At 72.5% G+C, this 22106-nt stretch carries 18 protein-coding genes; 9 read left to right on the forward strand and 9 right to left on the reverse strand.

What is annotated here, in order from left to right; translation table 11 throughout:
• Positions 1-73: 73 nt before the first annotated feature.
• Positions 74-685, reverse strand: coding sequence for a PadR family transcriptional regulator (locus ACIP64_RS36270; RefSeq protein WP_401595627.1), 612 nt, complete (start codon positions 683-685; stop codon positions 74-76).
• Positions 686-755: 70 nt separating this feature from the next.
• Here ACIP64_RS36270 and ACIP64_RS36275 point away from each other — a divergent pair, with 70 nt between their 5' ends.
• From ACIP64_RS36275 to lepB, 3 genes are all read left to right on the forward strand, one after another.
• A complete protein-coding gene (locus tag ACIP64_RS36275; protein ID WP_401595629.1) occupies positions 756-1454 on the forward strand; it encodes an ABC transporter ATP-binding protein in 699 nt (232 codons plus the stop codon).
• Positions 1455-1459: 5 nt separating this feature from the next.
• On the forward strand, positions 1460-4261 hold the full coding sequence (locus ACIP64_RS36280) for an FtsX-like permease family protein (protein WP_401595690.1): 2802 nt from the start codon (positions 1460-1462) through the stop codon (positions 4259-4261).
• Between the two features lie 87 nt (positions 4262-4348).
• Positions 4349-5101 (forward strand): signal peptidase I, encoded by a 753-nt coding sequence (gene lepB, locus ACIP64_RS36285; protein ID WP_401595631.1) that lies wholly within the window; start codon positions 4349-4351, stop codon positions 5099-5101.
• Positions 5102-5122: 21 nt separating this feature from the next.
• Here lepB and ACIP64_RS36290 read toward each other — a convergent pair whose 3' ends face one another.
• Entirely contained in the window at positions 5123-7546 is a 2424-nt protein-coding gene (locus ACIP64_RS36290; protein WP_401595633.1) for a SpoIIE family protein phosphatase, read from the reverse strand.
• Between the two features lie 490 nt (positions 7547-8036).
• Between ACIP64_RS36290 and ACIP64_RS36295 the strand changes: the two genes are divergently transcribed.
• On the forward strand, positions 8037-8720 hold the full coding sequence (locus ACIP64_RS36295) for a hemerythrin domain-containing protein (protein WP_401595635.1): 684 nt from the start codon (positions 8037-8039) through the stop codon (positions 8718-8720).
• Between the two features lie 229 nt (positions 8721-8949).
• Positions 8950-9945: a helix-turn-helix domain-containing protein gene (locus tag ACIP64_RS36300; protein ID WP_401595638.1), complete on the forward strand. Its 996-nt coding sequence runs from the start codon at positions 8950-8952 to the stop codon at positions 9943-9945.
• A gap of 7 nt (positions 9946-9952) precedes the next feature.
• On the opposite strand, the gene ACIP64_RS36305 is transcribed toward ACIP64_RS36300, so the two are convergent.
• From ACIP64_RS36305 to ACIP64_RS36315, 3 genes are all read right to left on the reverse strand, one after another.
• On the reverse strand, positions 9953-10741 hold the full coding sequence (locus ACIP64_RS36305; protein ID WP_401595640.1) for an alpha/beta hydrolase family protein: 789 nt from the start codon (positions 10739-10741) through the stop codon (positions 9953-9955).
• A 322-nt stretch (positions 10742-11063) separates the two neighbouring features.
• On the reverse strand, positions 11064-11657 hold the full coding sequence (locus ACIP64_RS36310) for a GNAT family N-acetyltransferase (protein WP_401595642.1): 594 nt from the start codon (positions 11655-11657) through the stop codon (positions 11064-11066).
• A 27-nt stretch (positions 11658-11684) separates the two neighbouring features.
• On the reverse strand, positions 11685-12929 hold the full coding sequence (locus tag ACIP64_RS36315) for an MFS transporter (protein WP_401595644.1): 1245 nt from the start codon (positions 12927-12929) through the stop codon (positions 11685-11687).
• Positions 12930-13063: 134 nt separating this feature from the next.
• Between ACIP64_RS36315 and ACIP64_RS36320 the strand changes: the two genes are divergently transcribed.
• A complete protein-coding gene (locus ACIP64_RS36320) occupies positions 13064-14026 on the forward strand; it encodes a LysR family transcriptional regulator (RefSeq protein WP_401595646.1) in 963 nt (320 codons plus the stop codon).
• 12 nt (positions 14027-14038) lie between these two features.
• On the opposite strand, the gene ACIP64_RS36325 is transcribed toward ACIP64_RS36320, so the two are convergent.
• A complete protein-coding gene (locus ACIP64_RS36325) occupies positions 14039-14248 on the reverse strand; it encodes a hypothetical protein (protein ID WP_401595648.1) in 210 nt (69 codons plus the stop codon).
• Positions 14249-14572: 324 nt separating this feature from the next.
• On the opposite strand from ACIP64_RS36325, the gene ACIP64_RS36330 reads away from it, so the two are divergent.
• Both ACIP64_RS36330 and ACIP64_RS36335 read left to right on the forward strand, forming a co-directional pair.
• On the forward strand, positions 14573-15235 hold the full coding sequence (locus tag ACIP64_RS36330) for a class I SAM-dependent DNA methyltransferase (protein WP_401595651.1): 663 nt from the start codon (positions 14573-14575) through the stop codon (positions 15233-15235).
• Between the two features lie 185 nt (positions 15236-15420).
• A complete protein-coding gene (locus ACIP64_RS36335; protein ID WP_401595654.1) occupies positions 15421-16587 on the forward strand; it encodes a CapA family protein in 1167 nt (388 codons plus the stop codon).
• 6 nt (positions 16588-16593) lie between these two features.
• Here the strand turns inward: ACIP64_RS36335 and ACIP64_RS36340 are convergent, their stop codons facing one another.
• From ACIP64_RS36340 to ACIP64_RS36350, 3 genes are all read right to left on the reverse strand, one after another.
• Positions 16594-17553, reverse strand: a complete 960-nt coding sequence (locus ACIP64_RS36340) for a GNAT family N-acetyltransferase (protein ID WP_401595657.1) — start codon at positions 17551-17553, stop codon at positions 16594-16596.
• Between the two features lie 58 nt (positions 17554-17611).
• The gene (locus ACIP64_RS36345; RefSeq protein WP_401595659.1) at positions 17612-18697 is read right to left on the reverse strand and encodes a hypothetical protein; all 1086 of its coding nucleotides are present in this window, start codon (positions 18695-18697) and stop codon (positions 17612-17614) included.
• Between the two features lie 99 nt (positions 18698-18796).
• On the reverse strand, positions 18797-19579 hold the full coding sequence (locus ACIP64_RS36350; protein WP_401595662.1) for a DUF899 domain-containing protein: 783 nt from the start codon (positions 19577-19579) through the stop codon (positions 18797-18799).
• A 467-nt stretch (positions 19580-20046) separates the two neighbouring features.
• Between ACIP64_RS36350 and ACIP64_RS36355 the strand changes: the two genes are divergently transcribed.
• The gene (locus ACIP64_RS36355) at positions 20047-22077 is read left to right on the forward strand and encodes an ABC transporter ATP-binding protein (RefSeq protein ID WP_401595664.1); all 2031 of its coding nucleotides are present in this window, start codon (positions 20047-20049) and stop codon (positions 22075-22077) included.
• Positions 22078-22106: the final 29 nt, after the last annotated feature.

The following is a 22106-nucleotide window of genomic DNA, read 5'->3' on the forward strand; positions in this document are numbered from 1 at the left end:
CCGGCAGGGTCGAAAGCATCACCTTCTCACCATGATCTGTACTGGAAAGTGTTACATGACACGAGAAGAGACCTCATGCGGACAGTGTTTCCTTTCGTCCGCTTTGCTCCTCACCGCTCGCACTTCCTGACGGGGATGCGTCACCACGGGTGCCCAGCCCGGTGTTGATGAGTGGTGTGAGCCGCTGCACCGCGTTGTCGACGACGTTGAGATCGGCTTTGGTGTGGGCGATGGCGGCGTCGATGAGCAGGGCGACGAGGGGGTCGTCGGCGTGGGTGCGGCGCAGGCGCGCGAGTCCGGCGAGTTCTCGCACGTAGGTCTGCCGCTGGGCCTCGACGAGGGTGTCCAGGGCGTCGGCCCCCAGGGAGGCGGCGCCGAGGAGCTTGAGGAACAACTCGTCGCGGAAGCCGCCGGTGCGGGTCCAGGCGGCGGTGGCCCACTCGGTCAACTCGTCCTGGCCGGTGGGGGTGAGCTGGTAGCGCGTCTTGTCGGGCCGGTCGGTCTGGGCGACCTGGGAGCGGGTGACGTAGCCGTCGCGGACGAGGCGGTCGAGGATCTGGTAGAGGTGGCCGATGTTGAGGCCGCCCCATTGCGGACCGATGGCCTGCTCGAAGCGGCCCTTGAGCTCGTAGCCGTGGCTGGGCCCTTCGGACAGCAGAGCGAGCACCGCATGATGCAGTGGCACTTTCACACCCCCTATGTATTGTGACAATGTACCGCTGCATTGCGGCAATGCAGGAGGGTGGGAAGGGCTCATGGGTGTGACCTTGCGGGGGGTGACCCGCCGTTACCCGGGGATCACGGCGCTGGACGGTGTCGACCTGGTGATCGCCGACGGTGTGTCGGTCGCGTTGACCGGGCCGTCGGGCGCGGGCAAGTCCACCGTGCTCCATGTGATCGGCGGAATGGACCGGCCGGACTCCGGGACGGTCGAGGTCGACGGGGCCGAACTCACCGCGTCCCGGCTGGACGCGCACCGCCGCCGCATCGGCTTCGTCTTCCAGCGGTTCCACCTGCTGCCGGCCCTCACGGCGCTGGACAACGTCCTGGTGCCGGTGCTGCCGCGCCGGGTGGACTTCGACCGGCGGGCCCGCGCCATGGAACTCCTGGACGCCGTCGGCCTGGCCGGGCGTGCCGGCGCGCTGCCCTCGCAACTCTCGGGTGGCCAGCAGCAACGGGTCGCGGTGGCCCGGGCGTTGATCAACCGTCCGGGACTGCTGCTCGCGGACGAGCCGACGGGCAATCTCGACAGTGCCACCGGAAGGGAGATCATCGACCTGCTGCTGACGCTGAGCGAGCAGTACGCCATGACGATGCTGATCGCCACTCACGACGCCGAAGTCGCCGCGAACTGCGACCGGATCGTCCGGCTCCAGGACGGCCGGATCACCTCCGACCAGCAGGTGACACCCGCCGCCGACGTGCTCGACCGCCTGGGGGGCCTGCGTCCGTGATCGCCATGATCCTCTCGCAGTTGCGGCGCCACCGCGGCCGCGCGCTGGCGCTGGCCGCCGGCATCCTGGTGGCCGCCACCAGTTTCACCCTGCTCACCTCGACGGTGACGACCAGTCAGGCCCGCACCACCGACACCGTCCGCAAGAACGCCCGCTCCGCCTACGACGTCCTCGTCCGCCCCCACGGCAGTCAGGGCGCCGTCGAGCGGGCCGACGGCCTGGTCGAGGCCAACTTCCTGTCCGGGATCTACGGCGGGATCACCCTGGACCAGTACGACGCCATCAAGGACATGGCCGGAGTACAGATCGCCGCGCCGGTCGCCAACCTCGGCTACCTCATGGTGCAGGGCACCATGAGGATCGACGTCTCCACGTTCCTCGATCCGGGCGCGCCCGCCCAGATGCTGCGGATCCGGCCGACCCTGACCGCGGGCCCGAACCAGTACCGGACCGCGGACCAGTACGTGTACGTGAGCCGCAACCCGATCAAGCGGCCCGCCGAGCTTCCCCACGATTCGTCGCCGGAAGACCTGCTCCAGGAGGACACGGGGCACGGCGTGTACTCGGTCTGCTGGTACTACAACTACAACAAGACCGACCTCCACATTCAGCACTCCGACGACGGCGGCTACGAACCGCTGGAACCCAGTTTCATCCCGGAGGACCGTCGCGAGGAGTCACCGTTCGACCGCGACATGAACGCGTGGCTGACCTGCCGGACCGGCCACGAAAAAGTGGCGGCCGAAGTCCCGGTCTCCTATCCGGTGCTGCTGTCGGCGATCGACCCCGTCGCCGAGAACCAACTGGTGGGCCTGAACCAGGCGGTCACCTCCGGCCGTGTGCTCACCGACCGGGACAAGCCCGTCTGGGGAAACAAGGAGCGTTGGTCGGCGGAGTCCTCCTACTGGAAGGTCCCGGTCCTGCTCAACGACCGCACGCTGACCGCCGGCACTCTCGACGCCCGTGTCGAACGCCTCCAGGCCGGCGACCCGGCCCTCCTGCCCGCGAAGCTCGGCAGCCCCGCCGCCCACGACTTCGTCAACGGCCTGCGCGGAACGCCCGTCGGCCACGCCACCGCGAAGATCGAGAAGGGCTACCCCGAGAAGTTCGCGTATCCGCCCACGCTGTCCAACTACTGGACGGTCGGCCCGGTCGACTACCACCGCACGGCGCACGGCCTGGTCCCGCGGCCTCGTGCCGGCCAGTCGCCAGAGATCTGGCGGACCAATGTGAACCGCCAGTTCGTCGACCTCGTCCCCGAGGAGAACACCGGCACCCAGTACCGGAAGGTCACCAGCCACCCCGGCACTTTCTGCCTCGGCTACCTCACCTGCGACCACGAGGACTACGGGCGGACCTCGATCCCGTATCTGGTCCCGGTCGGACGCTACGACGCCGGCGAACTGCCCGGTTTCTCCTCGCTGTCGCAGGTGCCGCTGGAGACCTACCGCTCGCCAGAGGTCACGGGCGCCGACAAGGAAGCGCGGACCGCCCTGCACGACCGGCCGCTGGCCCCCGACCGCAACCTCGGCGGCTACCTCACGGCCCCGCCCACCATGCTCACCACCCTCGACTCGATCCCCACCCTCACCAAGAGCCGCCGGCAACCCTCCCTGCAGGACAAGGCACCCGTCAGCGCCATCCGCATCCGGGTGAGCGGCGTCACCGGTGTCGACCCCGCCTCGCAGGCCCGCGTCAACGCCGTCGCCGGACACATCCGCACCGCCTTCCCCGGCCTCCAGGTGGACATCACCATCGGCAGCTCCCCGGCGCCGCAGACCGTCGCCCTGTCCGGCATCAACGTCCGCGAGTACTGGACCGCCAAGGGCGTGGCCCTGCACATCCTCAAGGCCGTCGACACCAAGAGCGCGGTGCTCTTCGTGCTCGTACTCGTGGTGTGCGCGCTCTTCCTCGCACAGGCCGCCCTCGCCTCCGTCCGCTCCCGCCGCATCGAGATCGGCACCCTGCGCTGCGTGGGCTGGACCTCCTCCGACATCCTCCGGCTGGTCCTCGGCGAACTCGCCGCCATCGGGCTCGGGGCGGGCGCCGCCGGCTCCCTGCTCGCCTATGTCCTGGGCGCCCTGCTCGGGCTCCCCGACGCGGGTACGAAGGCCGCCCTCGTCCTGCCCGTCGCCCTGCTGCTCGCGGTCACGGCCGGAGCGTTCCCCGCCTGGCGGGCCACCAGGCTGCGCCCCCTGGACGCCATCAGACCCCCGGTCACGGCCGGCGGCCGGACCGCGCCGGTCCACTCCCTGATCGGCCTCGCCGCGCGCAACCTCCTGCGTGTCCGCGGCCGCACCCTGCTGGGCGCGGCCGGACTCGCCCTCGGCGTCGCCGCGTTCACCGTGCTCCTCGCCCTCACCCTCGCCTTCCGCGGTGAGGTCGCCGGCTCCCTGCTCGGCAACAGCGTGGTCGCCCAGGCGCGCTCCGCGGACTACCTCAGCGTCGCCCTTTCCCTGCTGCTCGGCGCGGCCGGGGCCGTGGACGTGCTCGTCCTGTCGCAGCGCGAACGCGCCGCCGACCTAGCCGTCCTGCGCGCCACCGGATGGACGACCCGGGAACTCGCCCGCCTCACCCTCTACGAGGGCATCCTGCTCGCCCTGCTCGGCGGGCTCACCGGCGCGGTCGCGGGACTCGCCGCGGTCCTGGCCATCGGACGGGGTGTGCTGGAAGGACACCTGCTGACCGTGGCCGGTGCCGCCGGCCTGGCCACCCTCGCCGCCATCACCCTCGTCAGCGCCGCCCTCGCCTTCCCCATCCGCGCCCACTCCCGCATCGCCCCCGCCCACCTCCTCGCGGCGGACTGACCGGTCGTGACGCAAGATGACGATGTCCAGGAGCGCGCGGCACCCACCGCGGTGCGCCGTACACCCGTTCAGCGCGAAGGAGCAGCCATGACCGTCGGGGAAGACGACCGCACCGGCACCGCGGGGTCCGGTGACGACGGCACGGCGGCAGCCGGCCGCAAGCGGCCGCGCACGGTCCGTGAGCCGCGCCCCTGGTGGCAGGAGCTGCCGATCCTGATCGTGGTGGCACTGGTCCTGGCGCTGGGGATCAAGACCTTCTTCGTCCAGGCCTTCTCCATCCCCTCGCGCTCGATGCAGAACACCCTCCAGGTCGGCGACCGGGTGCTGGTGGACAAGCTCACCCCGTGGTTCGGCGCGCAGCCGGAACGCGGTGAGGTCGTGGTCTTCCGGGACCCCGGCGGCTGGCTGGACGACCGGTCCGCGCAGCGGAGCGCCCCCGCCCCGAACGCGGTCACGAAGGTCCTGGCCTTCGTCGGGCTGATGCCCTCGGCCGACGAGAAGGACCTCATCAAACGCGTGATCGCGGTCGGCGGCGACACCGTGACGTGCGAGAGCGGCAAGCCCGTCGAGGTCAACGGGAAGCCCCTGGCCGAGCCCTACATCTATCCCGGGGCCACACCGTGCGACGATTTCCCGGTCGGCACCGTGAAGGTCCCGAAGGACCGCCTGTGGGTGATGGGCGACCACCGCGACGACTCCGGGGACTCCCGCGTCCATGTCCAGGAACCGGGCGGCGGCTTCGTGCCCGTGGACGACGTGATCGGCCGGGCCTTCGCCGTCGCCTGGCCGGTGCCGCGGTGGTCCACGCTTCCGGTGCCCGTCGGCTTCGACGGGGGATGACACCCGGTGGCGCGGCGCGCGTCACGCCCCGGGTGCCACGTCCTGCTCGGCCCAGACGATCTTCCCCTCGCCCCGCGTGTAGCGGGTGCCGCGCCGTCGGGAGAGCCGGTTCACCAGGAGCAGCCCGCGGCCGCTCTCGTCCGTGGGGCGGGCGTGGCGCAGGCGCGGCAGGCTGTTGCTGCTGTCGGAGACCTCGCAGGTCATGACCTGGTCGCGAATCAGCCGCAGGCCGATGGGCCCCCTGCCGTGGCGTATCGCGTTGGTGACCAGTTCGCTGACGATGAGTTCGGTGGACGGCACCAGATGCTCCAGCCCCCACCGCGCCAACTGCCGGGTGGTCAGGGCCCGTGCGCTGCTCACCGCGGCAGGCTGGAGGGGAAGGTCCCAGGAGACGACCTGACAGGGGCCGAGGACGCGGGTCTGCGCCAGCAGCAACGTGACGTCGTCGTCGGGCGGGTGTGTCGACAGGGCGTCGACGACGTCGGAGCACTGCACGTCCAGCGAGCGGCCGCGCCGGGCCAGGACCGTCGTGAGGCGGTCGATGCCGGCGTCGATGTCCCGGGTCCGGGACTCGACCAGGCCGTCGGTATACAGGGCGAGCACGCTGTCCTCGGGCAGTTCGAGTTCCACCGCCTCGAAGGAGGACACGCCTGCCCCGAGCGGCGTTCCGGGGGGAAGGTCCGGGAAGGTGATGCGGCCCTCGGGGTCGATGACGGCGGGCGGCGGATGGCCGGCCCGTGCCATGGTGCACGTCCGCGTGACGGGGTCGTAGACGATGTACAGGCAGGTGGCCCAGAGGACTTGGGCAGGCGGTCCCTGGACGTTCTCGTGCTCCTGGGTGATGCGGGTGACCAGGTCGTCGAGATGGGTGAGCAACTCGTCGGGGAGCAGGTCCAGATAGGCCAGCGCCCGAACCGCGGTGCGCAGCCGGCCCATCGTCGCGGCGGCCTCGATGCCGTGCCCGACCACGTCCCCCACCACCAGCGCCACCCTGGCGCCGGACAGGGGGATCACGTCGAACCAGTCGCCGCCGACTCCCGCGACGATGTCCGCGGGCAGATAGCGAGAGGCCACCTCGACGGCCGATCCGCCCGTCAACTTCCGGGGCAGCAGGTTGCGTTGCAGGGTCAGGGCGAACGCGCGCCCGCGGGAGTAGCGGTCGGCGTTGTCCAGGCTCGGCGCGGCACGGGCCACCAGTTCCTCGGCCAGCAGCAGATCGCCCTCGTCGAACGGCGCCGGATTCCTCGACCGGGCGAAGACCGCCACGCCCAGCACCTCGTCGCGGGCTCGTATCGGTACCGCCATGAGGGCGTGGATCCCGTACGTGCGGGCCTTCTCCGCCCAGGGGTCCTGCGGGTCGAGGCAGGAGGGCTCCAGGACCGTGCACGCCGGCTTCCCCGTGGACAGGACACCGGCATAGGTCGAGTTCGCGGGCGCGAGGATCACCTCCCCCGGTGTCCACAGGGGTTCGCACGGCCCCTCGTGGATCGAGGCCAGGGCGACCCGGCGGAACACGGGGACGGGCCCGTCCACCAGGGCCGGATGGAACAGCACGTCGGGGCCGAGCCCGCCCGGGTCCGCAAGGTCGACGATCGCGAAGTCCGCCAGCGCCGGCACCGCGACGGCGGCCAGTTCCTGCCCGGTCCGCGCGACGTCCAGGGTGGTCCCGACACGGCTGTCGGCCTCGCTCAGGATCGCCAGGCGTTCGCGGGCCCGGTCCCGTTCGGCGACGTCCACCCACATCGAGCACACGCCCACGGGGCTGCCGTCCGCGCCGTCCAGACGGAAGTACGAGGCCTCGAAGGGGCCGCAGGTGCCGACCGCCGAGAGCCACTCCGGGTACTCGAGGTCGAGCGCCGGGGTCCCGCTGTCCAGCACCTTCCTCATCACCGCCTCCAGCGCGCCGGACTCGGCGCCGGGCCGCACTTCCGTCAGCCGCCGGCCGAGGCGTGTCACGGGCGGTATCCCGTCCAGGAGTTCAGCGGTGTCGTTCACCCACACGCAGCGCAGCCCCGTGTCGCGGACACAGATCGCGACCGGTGCGCTGCCCAGGAGCGACGACAGCGGGAGCCCGCTCACCGCGGGCGAGTCCGCCACCCCGTCCACGCGGGTCGCCGAGACCAGCCATCGGCAACCGTCCTGCCGTCCGGACAGCCGGGAGACGCGCAGCCCCACGTCGAGCGCCCGGCCGTCCCTGTGGCGCACCCCGACCGTGCCGGCCCACGCCTGCGGCAGCACGTGGGAGCGCCGGGCGAGCGCGGATGCCGCGGCCCGGTCGCCGGGCGAGGCCAGCATGGCCGCGGCCGGCCGCCCCACCGCGTCCTGCGCGGAGTAGCCGAGGAGGTGCCGGGCGGACTCGACCCACCCCGACACCGAGCCGTCCGCACCGAGTATCGCGATCGGTGTGCAGACGACCTCCGAGACCCCCCAAAAACGCTGCGTCAAGCCGTTCTTTGCGTGCTGTCATCGGAGATTCCTGACTGATGTAGATCCTCGACAAGCCATGGCGTGGGCGTGCTCGCCGAATTGTGCTCGCAGGAATGCGTTCACGTCGCATTCAAGAAGGAGGACTGTGAGTCGGATTACAGTGTGCCCCCGCGGGAACTGCGACGCGGACGATTTCCGTGCCGCCGGCGGTGGATTGCGTGGAGGGACAAAGACCGTGCACGCACGGGCAAAGGGCGCGGGACGGACCCGGCGCGGTCGCCCGGCCTGCGGCGGCCGACTCGAACAGCACACGGGGGCAGGGCCGAACGACCCGGGCGTCGGCCGCGCACGAAGGGCATATGACCCATGCGCGACCATCGGCGCCGGTGACACAGTGGCCCGGGCAGCGACACGGCAGGGCTCTCCCGTCCGCGACAGGCATCGCCCGCCGGCTCCGTGCTCGCCGCCCGCCCCCACACACAGCAGACGGCAGGACAAGGAACGCACCATGGCACCACACGTCGTTGAACCGATGGCCGATACGCGCGACATGTACATGGCCCACACCGCGCTGCGCCGCGAGTTCATCCTGCTTCCCGGCCTCGTCCGGACCGTGGCGCCGGGCGACATCCGGCGCACGGAGGTCGTCGGTGCCCACGCGGACCTGCTGTGCCGCATCCTGCACACCCACCACGAGGGCGAGGACCTGCTGCTGTGGCCCAAGCTCGTCGAGCGCGGCGGTGCGGAGGCCGCCGCCGTCGTGCCCACGATGGAGGAGCAGCACCACGCCATCGACACCGCGCACCAGGAAGTGACCGCACTGCTCGGAGGCTGGCGCTCCACCGGGCTGCGCGGCGCGGAACTCGCCGAGGCGCTGGAGCGCCTCGCGAGCGTGCTCCTGGAGCACATGGCCCTGGAGGAGAAGGAGATCCTGCCGCTCGCCGAGCAGCACGTGACCGCGGCGGAGTGGCACCGGCTCGGCGAGCACGGGATGACGGCCACGCCGAAGAAGGACTTGCCACTGGCTTTCGGCATGGCGATGTACGAGGGCGATCCGGAGGTCGTCAAGGCCGTACTGGCGACGGCCCCGCTGCCCGTCCGGCTGATCGTCCCCGCGCTGGCACGCCGCCGGTACGCGTCCCACGCCAAGGCCGTCCACGGAACCGCCACGCCGCCCCGCATCGGCGCCTGACAGTCCTGGCAGGCCCGCGACCGGATCACGCGCGCATTTGCCCGGAGGAGGTCTCCGGGATTTGCCGCAACCCCGGATTCGCATTTCTGCGGGTGTCCCGCAGTCTCGCCCAAAACGCCTTCCGGGACCGCGGCCGGACTTTACGGTGGCAGCGTAAGGGGTTCCCCCGGAACCACGTACCACGCCGGTTCCTGGGACCCAATGCCTCCTGGCAATTCGCGAGGGCATCGTGATCCAAGCATTCTCCACGGACATCAAACCGCCCGACGAGAGGACCGACTACTGGACGGACGCCGTGGGCAAGGCGTTCATCCAGCTGGAGGTCCGCACGCGGGGGGAGGCCACGATCCACGGCACCATACGGCGGGCATGCGTCGCGGGCGTCCAGGTCGGGTCCCTCGAGGCGAGCCCGCAACGGATGACCCGGTCCGCGCCGCTCATCGCCGCGGACGGCGACGACTCACTCGTCGTGAGCCTGCAAAGGACGGGGGCCGGCGTCGCGACCCAGGACGGCCGGGAGGCGCCGGTCGCCGCCGGCCAGCTCGTCATCCTCGACACCCGCAGGCCGTACGTCCTGGACTTCGCCGGCCCGGTGCGGCAGCACGTCGCCACCGTCCCGCGCGAGATGGTGGACCTCCCCGACTCGGCCCTGCGCCTGGCCACCGGCCGGACCTACTCCCCCGGCCAGGGCATCAGCGGCATCCTCGCGTCGTACGTGAACGGACTCGTCACGATCACGGACAACTGCATCTGCGCACCGGCGCCGAAGGAATTCCTCAAGCAGGGGATCGTCGACGTGCTGACGGCCCTGGTCACCCTGGAGGGGAACGTCAAGCAGGAGGCCACGCCCGCCGTGGAGGCGGCCCTGCTGCTTCGCCTGCGCACCTACATCCGCAGCCACCTCAACGACCCGTCACTCTGCCCGGCCTCGGTGGCGGCGGCGCACCACATCTCGGTGCGCTACCTCTACCAGCTCTTCCAGGGCGAACCCATGACCGTCGGCCGGTGGATCCAGCGCCTGCGGCTCGAGGCCTGCCGGAGGGACCTCGTACGTCCCGAACTCGCGGGGCAGACCGTGGCGGCCATCGCGCACCGCTGGGGCTTCGCGAGCCACGCCCACTTCAGCCGTACTTTCCGGGCGGTCTACGGATCGTCGCCGGCGGAGTGGCGTCAGGCCGGCCTCCCGCAGGCGGCTGCGGTACCCGACGCCGTCCATCGTCTCTGACGAGCCGTCAATTCGTAAGGCTGGGCTGCCCGGCCGGTCCGAGCACGTAGCGGCCGGCCCACGCGGCGAGCACGGTCGCCACGTACGCGGCGTCGGCGACCTTGGTCAGCAGGTGGTCGGCCCCGTCGAGAGCGATGAAGGACTTGGGGTGGCGCGCGGTGTCGAAGATGTGCCGTGCGTTGTCGACGCCCACCAACTCGTCCGTCGGCGAGTGGAAGACGAGCAACGGGGCTCTGAGGCCCGCGATGCGCTCGGTCTGCGGCTGGGTGGCGAAGTCGTCCAGGAAGTTCCGCTGGATGCAGAAGGTGCGGCCCGCGAGCACGACCTCGGCCTCGCCCTCCCGCTCGATCTCGTCGCGGTCGTCCCCGAGCAGGTGCAGGACGTGAGCGGGGCTGAAGGGTGCGGCGATCGTGGCGACGGCCCGTACCCGGGGGATGCGGTGCCGTGCGGCGAGGACCGCCGCACCACCGAGCGAGTGCCCGATGAGGAGGCCTGGGGCCTTGTGGTGGGCCTCCAGGTATTCGGCGGCGTGCACCAGGTCGTCGGTGTTGGAGCTGAAGTGCGTGTTGCCGAACTCTCCACCGGAGCCCCCGAGACCGGTGAAGTCGAAGCGCATCACCGCGATGCCGAACTCCGTCAGCGCCCGTGAGATACGGGTGGCCGCGACCTGGTCCTTGCCGCAGGTGAAGCAGTGCGCGAACAGCGCGTACGCCCGCGGCTCGCCCTCGGGCAGTTCCAGCCGCGCGGCCAGCGCGGCGCCCTGCGACCCCGTGAACTCGACCCTCTTGGTGTGCATCGGTGTGTCCTCCGGCTCTGCGGCTCCGGGCGGCGGCGGGCTGCCAACGGACCGAGGTTGCTAGGGCGTGTTTCGAAAATCCCTCCCCCAGCTACCGCTGGGAGGTGCCCCCATCCCGCGACGCTCCCCCAGCTTCGCTGGGAGGTGCCCCCAGGCACGGCACTCCCCCAGCCTTCGGCCGGGGGTGCCCCCACGCTGCGTTGTCGAATCGTCCGAGTAGCCCACTACGAGGACGACTCTCCGCCTTGCGATGCACCGCACCTGGGGGTACCCCCAGCGGTAGCTGGGGGAGCCGCGGGACCCGCCCTCCGGGCGGCCGGCGCTACTTTCGAAACACGCCCTGGGAGGACTCTACGACGGCCCCGGTCCGCGCCGCGTAGCAGCGGATCGGCACCATCCGCCCCTGCCCCCAGCGCTGTTCGAGCTCGGACAGCAACTCCCACCCCAGGCGCTCGTACAGCGCGACCGCCGCCGTGTCGGAGGCCACCACGTCGAGCACCGGGTGCAGGCCGAGCCGCCGGGCCTCCCGCTCGGCCCGGCCGAGCAGCAGCGCGCCGAGCCCGTGCCCCCTCGCCCCCGGGTCGACGAACAGCCGGCTCACCACCGCTGTCCCCTCGCGGCCGGTACCGCTCCGGTCGCCCCACAGCCCGGGGGCCGTGTCCCCCTCCGCGGGGCGGGAGAGGCCGACATGGCCGGCGAGGCGGCCGTCGAGGACGGCGACCCAGGCCCCCAGCCCGGTGGCCCGTGCGACCCAGTCGCCCGGGCGGTCCGGCCAGTCGACCGGGTAGCCGTCGCTGTGATGCACCCGCGCGAGGACCCGGACGCACTCCTCGACATCGCCGTCCGTCCTGGGCCGGACCGCGCGGTCCGGCCGCCCGCCGCGCGCCGCGGTGCTCTCGGTGCTCTCGGTGGTCATGCGGGAATGGAATCACGAGTCGCCGCGTCAGGTACGGCTCGGCTCCGGCTCTGGAGCGGGGAGACGCGCTGCCGCGCCGCGCGGGAGCAGCAGGGGTGTCGCGAGCAGGAGCACACCGGCCAGGCCGACGGCCGTACGCGGGCCGAGCAGGGCACCCAGCACACCCCAGACGGCCGTCAGAAGCGCCGTCGACGCCTTGGTCGTCACCGCCCAGGCGGACAGCGTGCGGGCGACCCGGTCGCTCGCGGTGCGTTCGAGGCGGGAGGTGGCGTACACGGGGTTGAAGACCCCGCAGCAGAAAATGAGCCCCAACTCTATGCCGATCACCAGCAGCAGCCCTCCGGTGCCGGGCCCCACAAAGGTCAGGCCGACGGGCCAGAGCGCGCGCAGCGCCCCGGCCGCGACAAGGACCCGGTGCCAGCCCCACCGGTCGACGAGCGGCCGGGCCAGCCGCGAGCCGAGCAGCCCGCCGATCGAGGGCGCCGCGAAGGCGAGTCCGTAACTCCACGGCGTGAACCCGAGCCGGCCGAGCATCAGGACGGCGAGCAGCGGCTGGGTCGCCATCACCAGGCCGTTGAAGAGCGCGGTGTTGAGGAACAGCGGACGCAGTACCGCGTCGGCGAGGATGTACCGCCAGCCGTCGAGCAGGTCCCGCGCCCGCATGCGCGCCCCCTCCCGGTGCGCGGGCCGCGGCTCGTGCCCGCCCGTGGCGCGGATGCCCAGGGCCGACAGCAGGTAGCTGACCGCGTCGGCCACGACCGTCGCCATCGGACCGAGCAGGCCGATCGCCGCGCCGCCCAGCGGCGGTCCCACGATCGTGGTCGTCCAGGCCGTGGACTCGAACCGGGCGTTGGCGACGAGCAGGTCCCCGGCCGGCAGCAGCGTCTTCAGGTACGCGCCGGAGGCGGCACGGAAGGTGATGTCGGCGGCCGCGACCACGACCGAGACCAGCAGGAGCTGAAGGAAGGTGAGCACGCCGAGCGCGAACGCGGCCGGGATCGTCAGCAGCGCCGCGCACCGCACCAGGTCCGCCGCGATCAGCACCGGCCGCTTGCGGCGGAACTCCACCCACGGCCCGAGCGGCACCGCCACCACGGCACCCACCGCCGCGCCGGCGGACGCGAGCGCGGCGACCTCGGCCGACCCGGCGTGCAGGACCTGGATCGCGATCAGCGGGAACGCGCCGAAGGCGAGCCACGTGCCGAGCGCGCTGGTCCCGTACGCCGCCCACAGCCACCCGAACGGCCGCCCCAGCCGGTGCCCGCTTCTCATGCCCGACGCCCTCCACCCCTCGCCCGCACCACGCGATCCGCGGTCGCCAGCATCAAAGCGAACGGCGTACCGGGGGATCAAACAACCGTCGGACCACCGGACACAACCAATGGTTGTGACCTTAGGGTGTCGGCATGGACCTCGACACCGTACGGACCTTCGTCGCCGTCGCCGAGGCGGGGCAGTTCCAGGAGGCCGCCGCCGGACTCGCGGTCACCCAGCAGGCCGTCTCCAAGCGCGTCGCCGCGCTGGAACGCGACCTCGGCGTGCGGCTGTTCACCCGTACCCCGCGCGGTGCCGAGCTCACCATCGACGGGCAGGCGTTCCTGCCCCACGCGCGTGAACTGCTGCGCGTCGCCGAGCGCGCGGCCTCGTCCGTGCGCACCGGCCGCCGCCCGCTGCGGGTCGACATCCTCGCCTCGCGCGGCGCGGCGTCGGGCCTGATGCGCGGCTTCCACCGCGCACGGCCCGAGATCGAACTCGACGTGGTGATGCTGCCCGACATCGACAGGGCGGTCGCCGCCGTCCGGTCCGGCGAGATCGACGCCTCCTTCCGCGCCGTCGCCTCGCCCGGCAGGCCGCTCCCCGAGGACATCGCATCCGTGCGGGTGCACGACGAGCCACTGGAACTGCTGACCGGCCCCGGCCACGCGCTCGCGGACGTGGCGTCGGTGACGGTCCATCAGCTCGCCGGGCACCGCATCTGGATGCCCGGCGTCGTCCCCGGGACCGAGTGGGCCGCCTACTACGACGCCCTCGTCGCCGAGTTCGGCCTCACCATCGAGACGACCGGCCCCAACTTCGGCTCCGACGCGCTGCTGGACACCGTGGCCGGCACCCCGGCACTGGCCACCTTCATCGGCGCGGGCATGCTCCCCCAGTCACCGACCGGAGCCGACCCCACCGGCTGGCCCGCCGGCCACGGCCTGCGCCGCATCCCCGTGACCGACCCGACGCCCGTCTACCCGCACTCGCTCCTCTGGCACCGCGACAACCCCCACCCGGCGCTGGCCACCCTCCGCGCCCATCTGGCCACCACCGCGACCGGCCCCGACGCCGCCGGAACCTGGCGGCCGGACTGGGTGCTTCCGCGCTGAACGCCGCCGCAATCACGCGTCGCCTTCGAGGAACGCGTCGACCCGGACGTCCAGCCAGGCGAGACAACCCCAGATCAGCACGGCCAGCGCCGCCGCGGCCGCCCCGCCCGACACCGCCGTCCGCGCACGCGTACCGGCCCGTCGCCGGAGCACACCGCTCGCCACCGCCCACACCGCCAGCGTGACCGCGGGCAACCCGACCAGCATGAACGGCAGTTCCACATACAGCAGGCTCCAGTCCCGTCGGCCTTCGAAACCCCCCTGAAGAGCCGGACGGGCACCCTGCAGCCACACCCCGAGCCCGACACACGCACTGGCAGCCGCCACGAGGCAGCCCACGGCACCCATGGGTTCTCTTCGCTCTCTCATGCCCCCACCGACGCACACTGCCCAACGCGCAGTTCCCGCGCCGCGCCGCCGACTCGGCGCCGGACCGCCCAGTGGCCCCAGCGTTCCGCCCGCACGGCGCGAGGTGCCGAGCGGCAGGCGAGACGGAAGATCGCGAATCCCGCTCCCGCCACGGCGCCAGGGGCTAGGGTCGCGGCTATGGCCGAGACCGACGCCCTCAGCGCCACCCGCGAGGCCTACGACGCGGTTGCCGCGCTGTACGCGGAACGGTTCCGCGACGAGCTGCGCAACAGGCCCCTGGACCGCGCCGCCCTGCGCGCCTTCGCCGAGACCGTGCGCGCGAGCGGCGACGGCCAGGTCGCCGATCTGGGGTGCGGACCCGGCCATGTCACGGCCCACCTGCACGCATTGGGCCTGCCGGTGTTCGGCGTCGACGCCTCCGCCGCGATGGTCGCGTCGGCGCGCCGGTCCTATCCGGACCTGCGGTTCGACGTGGGCTCGATGACCGCGCTGGACATCGGCGACGGCGCACTGGGCGGCGTGCTCTCACGGTGGTCCGTCATCCACACCCCGCCGCACGAACTCGCCCCTGTCCTGGCGGAGTTCCACCGCGTGCTGGCACCGGGCGGTCATCTGCTGCTGGGTTTCTCGGCCAGCGAGGACGCGGCCCACCCGACGCAGGTCTTCGACCACGCGGTCGCACCGGCCTATCGGTGGTGGCCCGATCATCTGGCGGCGATGCTGCGCCGGTCCGGACTGGCCGAGGTGGCCCGGATCGTCCGTGAGCCGCAGCCGGCCGATCTTCGGCAGTTCCGCGAGGTCCACCTGCTCGCCCGCAAGGCCCCGACGCGGCCCGCCTGACCGGCGGCGGGACCGCGGGCCTGTTGCGTTGCCGTTTCGCGACCTTACGGGCTCAGGGCGGTCTCATTCCGGAAGCAGGCTGGAGGGCCTGTCCATCCAAGGGCTCCGTGACGCGCGCTGATTCGGCGGCAGCGCGTTCTGCGCGCGAGCGGACCCCCTGAACGAATCGATCGTACGGTTGTCCGATGCATGAACCGCAGTCGCGCCATGCCGCCCTCCCCGGCCGGCAGCGGCGTCGCAGACACACCACGCTGGGCGCGGCGATGATCGTCGTGGTGGCCGCGGCGACGGCCTACCTGGTGTCGAGGCCCGGCGAAGCCCCTACCGACAACGCCGCTCCGCCGCAGCTCAAGTCCTCGGCACTCCCCCGAACTTCCGCCACCGCACCCCCCGCCCGCCACCGCGAACCCGGCACGGTCACCCTCGCCTTCGCCGGTGACGTCCACTTCACGCAGCGCACGGCGCCGCGGCTGGATGCCGACCCCGCCCTCGGCCCGCTGTCCCCCGTGCTGTCGGCCGCCGACTTCGCCATGGTCAACCTGGAGTCGGCGATCACCACCCGCGGGACGCCGGAGCCGAAGCTCTACCACTTCAGGACACCGCCGCGGGCGCTGGACGCGCTGCGCCGCTCGGGCATCGACGCGGTCACCATGGCCAACAACCACGCGGTCGACTACGGCCCCGAGGGGCTGGCCGACACCCTCTCCGCCGCACACGACTCGCCGATCCCCGTGCTGGGCATCGGCGCGAACGACACCGAGGCCTACCGGCCGTACGTCACCGAGGTCAACGGTGTGCGCCTGGCCGTGCTCGCCGCCAGTCAGATCCAGGACCTCACCAACGCCACGTTCCGTGCGGGGCCGGAGCGTCCCGGGATCGCCTCGGCTCTGGACCGGTCGCGGCTCGTGAGCGCGGTCCGCGCGGCACGGGCACGCGCCGATGTCGTCGTGGTCTACCTGCACTGGGGCACCGAGGGGCAGAGCTGTCCCGGACCCGAGCAGCGCTCCATCGCCGCCGACTTGTCCGCCGCGGGCGCCACGGCGGTGGTCGGCACCCACGCCCACGTCATGCTCGGCTCCGGCATGCTCGGACCGACCTACGTGGCCTACGGCCTCGGCAACTTCCTCTGGTACGGCTCCTCTCCGTACCCGCACTCGGACGAGACCGGCGTGACGACCCTCACGGTGACGCACGGCTCGGTCACGGCCGCCGACTTCACTCCCGCGCTCGTGGACGGCCACGGCGTACCGGAGCCGCGGACCGGCGCCGCGGCGCAGAGCATCAGCGACCGCTACGAGCAGCTGCGGCAGTGCACGGGACTCACGCCGGCTCCCCGGCAGCAGGGCCGTTGACGGCCCTCAGCCCCCGGTCCGGGTCCCGGTCATGATCAGCGGCGCGTCCCGCGAGACCGGGCGGAATCCGACCCCGTAGTACAGCTCCCGCGCCTGGGGACGGCCCGGTGCGCCCAGGCAGGCCACCGTCATGTGGGCGGCCCCGGCCGCCCGCGCCAGACGCATCCCGTGCAGCAGCATCGCCCGCGCCAGGCCCCGCCGCCGGTAACCGGGGTGCGTCCCGACCGGCTCGAACTCGGCGGTCCTGTTCACCCCGTCGAGCCACATGATCGTCGAGGACGCCATCGTCCCGTCCGGGGCCTCCACCAGGAGGTGCAGGTCGCCGCGGTACGAAGCCGTCCGCCGGACGCCTTCGTAGCCCTCGGCGCTGTACGTCGAGGGGGCCCAGGCGTCCACATGGGCCTGGACCGCGGCGTCCGGCCCGGCCTCCTCAGCGGTGCGGAACCGGAATCCGTCCGGCAGCACCGGCTGCTCCACGTGGTCGAGGCCGCGCTCGTTGAGCTGGGTCCAGGACCCGGCGTCGCCGAGCGCGGCCGGGTCGGTCACGTAGCCGTGCGCGGCCCATCGATTCAGGGCGAACTCGTCGGCGGCGCCCGGCATCACCGTGCGCTCGATGTCGCCCGCCGTGGCGTCGTACCAGTCGATCACCTCGTCCACCAGGCCCGCGTGGCCGGGATCGACCTGGTACGACAGACAGGCGTCGGTGATGTCGCTGACCGACCCGTCGCTCCGCCGCACCTGGCGCGGGAGACGGGCCCAGCCCCAGGCCACCAGGTCCCCGCCGGAGAACCACAGCCGGCACGGCCAGCTCGCACCCTCCGTGCGGTGCCCCTTGCCCCAGTTCCAGGCCAGCTCGCCGAAGGTGGCGTCGCTGTTCACCAGGTCCGGGCGCACGGCCGTGACACGCTGTGCCAGAGCCTGCATGCGCTGTACGTCCGCGGCGGTCAGCAGCTGCGAGTTCGCCATGGTGCGTCACTGTGCCAGCGGGCCGCGGAGCCGTCGAACCGTTTTCCGGTCCCGCCGGTCAGCGGACTGACGCCGCGTGGGTCCCGTCGCCGAACGAGGTGCGGGCGAACCAGGTCCGCGTCTCGTCCTCGGACAGGACGCGGGTCAGCTCGGCCGTGCCCGGGAGCAGCGGGAAGAACCGGTCGGCGTTCCAACTGCGCCGGTACATCGGCTCGTCGAGGACGAGCAGGCGCCGCCCCTCCACCACCGGGACGTCGTCGGGCAGCCCCTCGTTCCAGATCCGCTCGCCGTCCGGGGCGAGGAGTTCGAAGGCACCGGTCGCAACGGTCTCGGTGCGTCCTCGTGCGGGCCGCGGGTCCGTGGCCAAGCGGACGCTCTCCGCCGAAGGCGCCGTGCCCGGCACGTGGCCGCCGCCGACGAGGACATGGGCGAGCAGCGTGTGCAACTGGAAGTTGTCCGCGATACCGCCGATACGCACCTCGAAGCCGGTCCCGGCGGGTCTGTGCAGCACCAGCAGGGGCTCGTCGTCCAGGACCGCGAGCGCGTACACCAGGCACTTCAGGTCGTGGCATTCCAGGGCCGCGAGTTCGCGAGCGGCCGGAAGCAGCCCGGCGGAGTGCAGGCGGCGCATCTCGGCGCTGCGGCACAGCACGGCCAGCGCGGGCGGCTGCCACTCCTCGACCGAGCACCAGGCCAGTGCCAGCCGGGTGGCCTCGTGCGGGTCGCCGCCCAGGCGGGCCAGGAGGGCGTCGTCGATGATCTTCTGGTCCGGCTCGGGCAGTTCGTCGCCGGTCGCTCCGGTGGCGGTCCAGCGCCGGGCGAACTCCAGGGCGTCGCGCAGGTCCTGGTGGACCCCGCCGAGGATCGGCTCCGCACAGGCCGCCGGATCGGCCCCGCTCTCGACGCAGAATCCGGCCGCCATCGCCAGCATCGGACGCGGGCCGGTGGGCGGGAAGGCCGGGAGCAGCGCGGCCAACCGGGGCCCCGCAAGGACGCGTTCGGCCTCCTGGGACGACTGCAGAGTGTTGATCGTGGCTATGAAGGCACGCTCGGTGCGGGCACCGTCGCGGGCCGCCACGCCCTGCTCGAGCTCGGACACGACATCGGCGAGGCCGGGGGCCTCCCGCTTCCTCTTGAAGATCACCGGAACACCTTAGCGACGGGCTCCGACAGCCGCCGCTCAGCCGTCGAGCGGCCACCTCCTGCACGCGGGTGACCGCTCGACAGACGCCCGGCAGCGGCGTCAGTGGTGGTGACCGGAGCGGCCGAGGGTCTCGACGGGAGTCGCGCCCGGCCTCGACCACTGCGGCACGGGGCGGCTGGTCGGGCCCCAGGTCGCCTTCCCCTCCGCGTCCGAGCGCCAGTACCAGCACGCGGCGAACCCCGCGGGCCGGCCCTCGGGGTTGTCCTCCCACGCCTCGCCTCGGCCGTACGGCGTCATGTCGAGCAGGCCGAAGGACCCGTTGACAGGCTCGTTGCCGCGGCCCGTCGTGGAGTACGTGAGGAACACGCGGTCGCCGTCGCGCAGGAAGCTGGTCAGACAGCCCATGGGGCCCCCGATCGGCGCGTCCACGCCGCGCACCGAGTACCAGGGCTGGGTGTAGCCCATGAAGTCGACGTAGGGCGCCACTTCCTCCCAGCGGCCGGTGGTGAGGATCGCGAACGAGACGCCGCGCGCGTTGAGGTAGACGGCGTCCTTCAGGTGCCAGGCCGTGGTGGTGCAGCCCTCGCACTGCCCCTGGTGCGGCGCGCCGTCGTGCCACATGTGCTTGTAGACCACGAGCTCGTCGCGCCCCTCGAAAAGGTCCAGGAACGCCACCGGGCCGTCCGCTCCGACGACCTCGGCCGTCCCGTCGAACTCCACCATCGGCAGTGCTCGGCGGGCCGCGGCGATCGCGTCGCCCTCGTGCGTGTGGGCCTTCTCGCGGACGAGCAGTGCGTCACGCGCCGCCTGCCAGGTCGCCAGGTCGACGACCGGCGGCCGGCCGGGAAGCGCGGTGGCCGGGTCACTCGGCGTGGTCGTCATGGTGTCCTCCGTGGTGTGTGGTGCGTCGGCGTCCAGTGCCGGTCACCACAACAGACTCCCGCCGGGGCCGGAACTCATCGGGCCGGGCACGGGGGAACGAATCCGGGCGCGGCCTGGGAGGGACGCCCCGTCCAGTCGTGCGCGGACGGCCGCAGCAGCGGGGGACGTCATCGCTCAGGCGGGTGGTGTCCCCCAATCGAACGAGTTTGAGAACCGCGTGCCGCGGCCCGCGCCCCCGAGCCGCCTCACTAGAACATACGTTCATGAAATGTCCCCGGGAGCAGCCGTAACGGGACCCGATCCGGCGCGTTTTTAGAGCACCAGTGCCACATCGCCGCCCAGATGGAGGACGCCATGCATCCCGTACCCGCTCCCGCGTCTCAGCCCTCCGGATTCGAACAGCGGCGGCGGCCCGTCGCGGACGCGCTCACCCTCGCCGCGGCAGGACCGGATGCGGGGTGGGCGGCATGAGCGAGCCCGCAGAGCCCGCGGAGCCGGCGGCCGGCCGCGTCCCGGGACCGCGGACCGACCCGCTCCCCCTGCCGCCCCCTCCGGCGGCGGCCGCCGGCCGGCAGGACGGCGACCACGACGGCGACATGACCGAGAACATGGAGGAGGCCTACTGGTCGGTGCACGACGGCGCCGCCGCCAGTGCCAGCGTGCGCCAGGTCCTCGTCCGCCTGCCGAAGATCACCGCGCTGATCGGGCGGCTCGCCTGGCAGGCCGACCGCGCCGCCACCACGACGGTCGTCGTCTGCCAGCTCGCGTCCGCCGCCATGAGCGCCTTCGGCCTGCTCGCCTCGGTCGCCGTCCTGCACCACCTGTTCGCCGAGGGCCCCACCCCCGACCGGGTGGGCGCCGCCCTCCCGCAGATCCTGCTCGTGGTCGGCTTCCTCGCCACCCGTGCGCTGCTGGAGGCGGCCGTCGCGACCGCCCAGGCGCGCGTGACCCCCAAGATCCGCACCGCGCTCGAGTGCGACTTCCTCCGGCTGACCGCGCACGTGCGGCTGGAGGCCGTCGAGGACGCCGACTGGCACGACGAGGTCCACCGGGCGAACGACCGCGGCCTGTTCTACGCCCGCCAGATCGTCGGCCAGGTCGTCTCCCTCGCCTCCGCCGCCCTGGGCCTGGCCGGGACCGCCGGAGTGCTCAGCGTCCTGCACCCCGTGCTGCTGCCCCTGCTCCTGCTGTCCGTCCTGCCGGTGGGCGCGGCCGCCGTCCGCAGCGCCCGCGCCCGCTTCCACTCCTTCAAGCGCTGGAACGCCCTGCAACGCCGGATCAGGGTGTTCTCCTGGCTGCTGCTCGACGTGGAGGCGGCGGCGGAGCTGCGCTCGGACACCGCGCAAGGCGCGCTCCTGGACGAGCACTTGAGGCTGACCGAAAAAATCGCGGAGGAGGACACACGGCTGGGGGTGCACTCCGCGCTGCTCAACCTGGCGGGCCGTTCCGTGGGCGGTCTGGGCACCGGCATCACCTACACCGCCCTCGCCGCGATGCTGATCGCCGGATGGCTGCCCCTGGCGGCGGGCGCCGGCGCCGTCCTCGCCATCCAGGCCGGGCAGGCCTCACTGATCCGGCTCGTCGAGGTCGCCCACCTCGTCTACGAGCAGGCCATGTGGGTCGACGACCTCCTCGCCGTCCAGGAACGCTGCCGCAGGCTCCTGCCCCGCGAGGCCCGACTGGCCGCGCCGGACCGCGTGGAGACCATCGCCTTGCGCGACGTGCACTTCACCTACCCGGGCAAGACCGCGCCCGCCCTCAACGGCATCACCATGGCACTGCGCGCCGGGGAGACCGTGGCGTTCGTCGGCCTCAACGGCTCGGGGAAGAGCACCTGCGCGAAACTCCTGGCCGGGCTGTACGAGGCGCACAGCGGCAGCGTGTGCTGGGACGGCGTCGACGTCCGCACGATGGACTCCCAGTCGCTGCACCGCCAAGTGGCCTGCGTCCTCCAGGACCCGGCCCGCTTCCCCTTCAGCGCCCTGGCCAACATCACCGTCTCCACCGGCGAGTTGACCACGGCCGACCCGCAGCGCGCCATGGACGCCTCCCGGGCCTCCGGCGCCGACACCGTCATCGCCGACCTGCCCCGCCAGTGGCAGACGCTGCTGTCCAAGCGGTTCAAGGGCGGCCAGGAGCTGTCCGGCGGGCAGTGGGCGAAGGTCGCGGTGGGCCGCGGCCTGTACAAGAAGGCCCCGCTGCTGCTCCTCGACGAGCCGACCGCCAGCATGGACCCGCCGTCGGAACACGCCGTGTACGAGGCGGTGCTGCGCGGCCGGCTCCGCGACGACCAGATCACCGTGCTCATCTCGCACCGGTTGGCGAGCGTCGTCGACTGCGACCGCATCTACGTCTTCGACGCCGGCCGCATCGTCGAGTCCGGCTCCCACGACGACCTCATGGCCGTCGGCGGCGTCTACGCCGGCATGTTCACCCTGCAGGCCGGCGGCTACCGGCCGCGCACCACCCCGACGCGGACGGAGGGGGTGACGCCGTGACGGCGGGAAGTTCCGCGCCCGTGCCGGAC

The organism is Streptomyces sp. NPDC088733 (genome assembly GCF_044751185.1).
GTDB lineage: Bacteria > Actinomycetota > Actinomycetes > Streptomycetales > Streptomycetaceae > Actinacidiphila.